We start from the raw sequence: 870 nt of genomic DNA on the forward strand, positions 1-870 counted from the left end.
TTCCACGCTACACGACGACCGAACTGGCTTTTCCGCGCTCGGCGGATTGGGCGCGCAGGCGCGCGGCGCATCCGGCAGGCTGCTGCCGGAGATCTGGATGCAGGACGGCGTAAAGCGGGTCGAACAGGCGCTGGCGCGTCTCCTCTGCGCGGAAGACGACGGTGAGACCGAGCTGATGGCGGCGATGCGCTACGCCACCTTGCATGGCGGAAAGCGCACCCGCGCCTTGCTCTGTCTGGCTGCCGGCGCACTGGCCGACACGCCGGCGCACATGCTCGACCACGTCGGCGCCGCCATCGAGATGATGCACGCCTGTACCCTGGTCCACGACGACCTGCCCGCGATGGACGACGACGTGCTTCGCCGCGGCCTTGCGACCGTGCACGTCAAGTTCGGCGAAGCCACTGCGATCCTGGTCGGCGATGCGCTGCAGGCGCACGCCTTCCTGACCCTGGCGAGCCTGGATGCGCCGGGCGACAACCGTATCGCGCTCGTGCGCGAACTGGCGCAGGCGGTGTCCGCCGAGGGTGCCGCAGGCGGGCAAGCCATGGATCTGTCGCTGGTCGGAAAGCACGTCGAGCTAGACAAGATCGTGGCGATGCACCGGATGAAGAGCGGAGCGCTAGTGCGCGCGTCCGTTCGCATGGGTGCGCTATGCGCCATCGCGGAGGATTCCGCGCACGCTGCGCTGTACGATGCGCTCGATCGCTACAGCGCCTGTTTCGGCCTGGCGTTGCAGGTAGTCGACGACATTCTCGACGCGACAGCGGATACCGCGACGCTGGGCAAGACCCCCGGCAAGGACGCGGCGGCGCAGAAGCCGACCTGCGCGTCGATCATGGGGCTGCAGGCAGCGCGCCAGTTCGCGCT

1 protein-coding gene is annotated in these 870 nt (G+C 68.5%); it reads left to right on the plus strand.

Annotation, left to right across the window (positions count from 1 at the left end; genetic code table 11):
- On the plus strand, nt 1-870 hold an 870-nt coding region (locus EN807_RS32300; RefSeq protein WP_135937908.1), incomplete at both ends, for a polyprenyl synthetase family protein.

Source organism: Mesorhizobium sp. M5C.F.Ca.ET.164.01.1.1 (assembly GCF_004792125.1).
GTDB classification, from domain to species: Bacteria; Pseudomonadota; Alphaproteobacteria; order Rhizobiales; family Rhizobiaceae; genus Mesorhizobium; species Mesorhizobium wenxiniae.